Source organism: Actinoalloteichus spitiensis RMV-1378 (assembly GCF_000239155.1).
Taxonomy (GTDB): domain Bacteria; phylum Actinomycetota; class Actinomycetes; order Mycobacteriales; family Pseudonocardiaceae; genus Actinoalloteichus_B; species Actinoalloteichus_B spitiensis.
Map to the genome: position 1 here is coordinate 1 of NZ_AGVX02000088.1, position 4,664 is coordinate 4,664.

General features: G+C 72.7%; 6 protein-coding genes. All 6 read right to left on the reverse strand.

The annotated features are described in order from the left end of the window. Positions 1–431: 431 nt before the first annotated feature. The 6 genes from ACTIDRAF_RS0204385 to ACTIDRAF_RS0204410 all read right to left on the reverse strand — a co-directional run bounded on the left by ACTIDRAF_RS0204385 (position 432) and on the right by ACTIDRAF_RS0204410 (position 4,586). Complete coding sequence (locus tag ACTIDRAF_RS0204385) at positions 432–896, reverse strand: SRPBCC family protein (protein ID WP_016697495.1); 465 nt, start codon at positions 894–896, stop codon at positions 432–434. Continuing rightward, the gene (locus ACTIDRAF_RS0204390; protein ID WP_016697496.1) at positions 896–1,159 is read right to left on the reverse strand and encodes an acyl carrier protein; all 264 of its coding nucleotides are present in this window, start codon (positions 1,157–1,159) and stop codon (positions 896–898) included. The genes ACTIDRAF_RS0204385 and ACTIDRAF_RS0204390 overlap by 1 nt, the downstream gene beginning before the upstream one ends. A 64-nt stretch (positions 1,160–1,223) precedes the next feature. Then, a complete protein-coding gene (locus ACTIDRAF_RS0204395) occupies positions 1,224–2,483 on the reverse strand; it encodes a ketosynthase chain-length factor (protein ID WP_016697497.1) in 1,260 nt (419 codons plus the stop codon). Positions 2,484–2,533: 50 nt separating this feature from the next. Continuing rightward, positions 2,534–3,829, reverse strand: coding sequence for a beta-ketoacyl-[acyl-carrier-protein] synthase family protein (locus tag ACTIDRAF_RS0204400; RefSeq protein ID WP_016697498.1), 1,296 nt, complete (start codon positions 3,827–3,829; stop codon positions 2,534–2,536). Then, entirely contained in the window at positions 3,826–4,254 is a 429-nt protein-coding gene (locus ACTIDRAF_RS0204405) for a cupin domain-containing protein (protein WP_016697499.1), read from the reverse strand. The genes ACTIDRAF_RS0204400 and ACTIDRAF_RS0204405 overlap by 4 nt, the downstream gene beginning before the upstream one ends. After that, on the reverse strand, positions 4,251–4,586 hold the full coding sequence (locus tag ACTIDRAF_RS0204410; RefSeq protein ID WP_016697500.1) for a TcmI family type II polyketide cyclase: 336 nt from the start codon (positions 4,584–4,586) through the stop codon (positions 4,251–4,253). The genes ACTIDRAF_RS0204405 and ACTIDRAF_RS0204410 overlap by 4 nt, the downstream gene beginning before the upstream one ends. Between the last annotated feature and the right edge of the window lie 78 nt (positions 4,587–4,664).

Sequence of the window (4,664 nt, forward strand, 5' to 3'; positions counted from 1 at the left end):
CGGGCACCCGCTCCCGCACCCCGGCGGCGGCGCGCCCGCCGGCGCACGGCCGGGGGTTCAGGGCCCCCGTTCCCCTCGGTTCGTTCTTCCCCGGCTCGGTGACCTGGCCGTGTTCGCGGTGCCAGGCCAGGGCGGTGGCGTCTGGCGGTCCGCTCCCGCGCGCCGCCACGGCCGGTGGCCGCCGGTCCTCCCCCGGCGGGTGCGGTGCGGCCGTCGAGTTCCCACGTCATGGCGTCTCCCTCTGCTGACGGGTACGGGTGCCGAGGCCCGGCGGGCCGTCGGTGTGCGGTGCTCCTCGGAGGTGGTCGTGTCGGGGTGGGGCGCCGGTCACCGTGACCCACCGGTCCACCCCAGCTCGGACGGGCTGTCGGCGGCAGCCCGGCACCTGGTGGTTCCCGGCGTGGTCGCGGCGCCGGCCGGGGCGGGCCCCCTCAGCCCGGTACCCCGGCCCGGGCGGCTGCCTCGACCTTCTCCTTGATCAGCGCCATCTGGGTGCGGGAGTTGGCGTTGACCCGGTCCTCCATCGCGGAGTCCCCGAGCAGCGCGGTGGGCTTCATCTCGAAGTCCTGCACCCAGCGCATCCGCACGCCGTCCTCGACCTCGTCGTACTGCCAGTAGATCCACATGTAGCGGAAGGCGCCGGTCTCGACCCGGTGGGCCCGCACCGTGCGGGTCGCCACCTCCGGTGTCCGTTCGGACACCCACGACCAGACCCGGCCCTGCTCGTCGGGGTACATGCTCAACCGGAAACGCACCGTGTCGCCTCGGGTCTCCAGGATCTCGGCGCTGGCGTACTCGCTGAACAGCTCCGGCCAGGACGCGACGTCGTTGGTCATCGACCAGACCAGGTCGAGCGGCGCGTTGATCACGATCTCGTTGTCGGTGTGGACGGACATCAGGAGGCCTTCCCTTCCATCGCGAGCCGGTTGATGTACTCCACGGCCCGGTTCGGGGTCGGCATTTCCTCCACCGCCTCGTCGGGGATCACGATCCCGTGGGTGCGCTGGACCTGGCTGACCAGTTCCAGGACGGCGAGCGAGTCGTAACCCAGGTCGCCGAACTCCAGGTCGCCGATGTCGCCGGCGAGGTCGACTCCCTCGTCCACTCCCGCGCTGGCCCGCATGATCTGGCGGAGTTCGTCGAGGTCGAACCTGCTCATGGTGTCTCCTTCCTCGGGTGTGACGTCGTTGCTGCGTGGGGCCGGGGCCGTGGATGGCCCGGCGTCAGCGGGTGCGGTCCCCCCGGCCCAGGACGAGCGCCCCGGTGAACCCGGCGTAGCCCCGGGCGACCACCAGCGCGTGGCGCAGCGGCACCTCCCTGGGTTCGTCCTGGACCAGGTCGATCTCGTGGTCCGGGGACAGCCGGATCGGGCCGTGCGTCGGCGGGATGACCTGATCGCGGAGGCTGAGCAGCGCGGTGGCCACGTCCAGCGCGGCACCGCCAGCCAGCAGCCGGCCGGTGAGCGTCTTCGGTGCGGTCACCGGCACGGCTCCGGGTCCCAGGACCTCGGCGAGGGCGGCGGACTCGACCCGGTCCCGGCGGTGTTCCCCGGCGGCGTCGGCGAAGACGACGTCCACGTCGGAGGGGTCGAGCCTGGCGTCGTCAAGTGCCTGCCGGATGACGCGGGCCAGCACCGGGGGCCTGCCGGTGGTCGTCGACTGGTCGAACCCGGCCGCGTAGCCGAGCACCGTCCCGTAGCCCCGGCCGGCGCCCCGGGCCGAGGCCGACTCCTCGGTCTCAACCACCACCATCGCTCCCCCCTCCCCCGGCAGGTGGCCGTGCGGGAGCCGGTCGAAGGGCAGGTAGGCGGTCTCCGGGTCGTCCACGGTGGAGACGCAGCCGCTGCGCAGCTGCGACACCAGGCCGTAGGGGCCCAGCGAGGCGTCGGTGCCCCCGGTGACCACCAGCCGGGTGCCCTGCCGCAGCAGCCGGCGGCCCTGGCCGATCGCGTCCAACCCGCCGGCCTGCTCCCCGCAGAGCACCCCGCAGGTGCCGCGCATCCCGTGCCGGATGGAGATCTGCCCGGTCGTGGCCGCGTAGAACCAGGCGATCGACTGGTACACGCTCACCCAGCTCGGACCGTGCTGGTACAGGCTCTCCATCTCCCGCTGCCCGAACTCGACACCGCCGGAGGAACTGGCGGTGACGACGGCCATCTCGTACTCGGGGAGCCCCGCCGGGTCGACGTCGGCGTCGGCGAGCGCCTCCTCGGCGGCGGCGAGACCGAAGTGGGTCCACCGGTCGGTCTGCGGGACCAGCCGGTCGGGGACCCGGGTGCGGCTCTCGAACTCCGGGATCGTGCCGGCGTGGCGCACCGGGTACACCGACGCGTCGAACCGGGTGATCTCCCGGATGCCGCTCCGGCCGGCGAGCACCGCGTCCCAGTGGTCGGCGGTGGAGGTTCCGGTCGGGGCGACCACGCCGAGCCCGGTGACGACACCGGTGCGCCTGGCCGTGGCGGGGGTGAGTGTCGGGCTGCCCATCCTGTCTTCCTCTGCTTCCAACGGCGGGGTACGACCTTCTCCGGAGCCGGTCACCCGGACCCGGCATCGACCGGGACCCGGCCTGGCCTGGCGAGGAGCATGGCGCTCTGGAAGCCGCCGAACCCGCTCCCGACGCTGAGGACCGCGTCCATGCGGTGCTCCCTCGCGACGAGGGGCACGTAGTCCAGGTCGCACTCGGGGTCCCGGCCCCGCAGGTTCGCGGTGGGCGGGACCACCTGGCGGTCGAGGGCCAGGGCGCAGGCGGCGACCTCGATGGCGCCGATCGCGCCGAGCGAGTGCCCCACCATCGACTTGATGGAACTGACCGGCACCCGGTAGGCGTGCTCGCCGAGGCTGCGTTTGAACGCCGCCGTCTCGTGCCGGTCGTTCTGCTTGGTCCCCGAGCCGTGGGCGTTGACGTAGTCGACGTCGGTGGGGTTCAACCGGGCCTGGTCGAGGGCGACCCGGATCGCCTCGGCCATCTCGCGGCCGTCCCTGCGCAGACCCGTCATGTGGTAGGCGTTGCTGCGGCTGGCGAAACCGACCAGGTCGGCGTAGACGTGGGCGCCCCGCTCACGGGCCGCCCGGGCCTCCTCCAGGACGAGCACCGCCGCCCCCTCCCCCAGCACGAACCCGGCCCGGTCGCGGTCGAAGGGCCGCGAGGCGTGCTCGGGGTCGTCGTTGCGGGCCGTGGTGGCCTTGATGGCGTCGAAGCAGGCCGCCGTGATCGGCGACAGCGGCGCGTCGGTCGCGCCCGCCACCACCACGTCGGCGCTGCCCTCCGCGATGAGCTGCGCGCCGTGACCCACGGCGTCCAGGCCGGAGGTGCAGCCCGTGGACACGAGCGTGCAGGGCCCCTCGGCGGTGACCTCCCTGGCGACCTCGGCGGCGAAGGTGCTGGGCACCATGTACTCGTACAGGTGCGGCACCCCGTAGGTGTGGTCGACCAGCCAGCGCCTGCCGTCGTCGGAGAGGACCATGTACTCCTCCTCCAACCTCATCGTGTTCCCCACGGCGCTGCCGATGCTCACGCCGACGCGGGCCGGGTCCACCGAACCGGGCGGCGGACCGTCGAACACCCCGCTGTCGGCGAGCGCCTCGCGGGTGGCGACCAGGGCGAACTGGGCGGCCCGGTCGAGCCTGCGCACCTCCTGGGAGGTCAGCCCGCTGGCCCGGCCGTCGAAGTCCACCTCGGCCCCCACCTGCGAGCGGAAGCCGCTCGGGTCGAACAGGCTGATCCGCCGGGTGGCACTGCGACCGGCGACCAGCAGCGACCAGAAAGCCTCCCGGTCGCCGCCGCCCGGGGCGACCACACCGACACCGGTGATCACGGCGCGCCTGCTCATGACCTGTCGCCCACGTCCATGTGCGGCTGGTCGGGGTTGGCCAGCGGTTCGGTGTCCACGTGCCCCAGTTCCGGTCGCGGCGCCAGCGGCCCCAGGTGGAACACCACGTGGGCCGGTGCCGTCCCGGTGTTCGTCACCCGGTGGCGGACCCCGATCGGGACGAGCAGCGAATCGCCCGGTCCGAGCGTGGTCACCTCGTCGTCCAGGGAGACGGCGAGCTCACCGGAGACGACGTGGATGAACTCCTCGGAGTAGGGGTGGTAGTGCTCGGTGACGTACTCGTGCGGCGCCAGGCGCAGCTCACCGCCGAACCCGGAGGTGGAACCCACCGTCCGGGGGCTCAGCGTGACGCGGATCTCCCCACCCCGACGCCGGTTGACGACGGCGTCCGCGACGTTGACCTTGAGCGGCCCGGTTGTCCTCACTGAATCCGTCCTTCCTGAGCGGTCCAGGTGTAGAAGGGCTTGGCGACGGCGTCCTTCGGCTCTTTCCAGTTGGGGTCGTAGGCCGAGACCAGCGAGGACAGGTCGGTGTTGACCCGCTGGTACAGCGGGGTCTGCCGCGCCCGGTAGAGCGCGGGCCAGATGTCCTGCTCGGCGAGGATGAGGTGGAAGTAGAGGTCGTGGAAGGTGAACAGCGTTCGCCGGGAGACCCCCACCATGTGCGGGAGTTCGGTGGCGTCCGACGCGGCGAAGGCGTCGGCGATCTTGCTGGTGTCGTCGGTTCTGAGCCGGGCGACGATCAACGAGCTCCACATGACTGGTCCTCCTGGGGTGGACGGTGCGGGTGGGGACGGCACCACCAGGCGCTGTGGGTGATGACCGGCTGCGGCCCC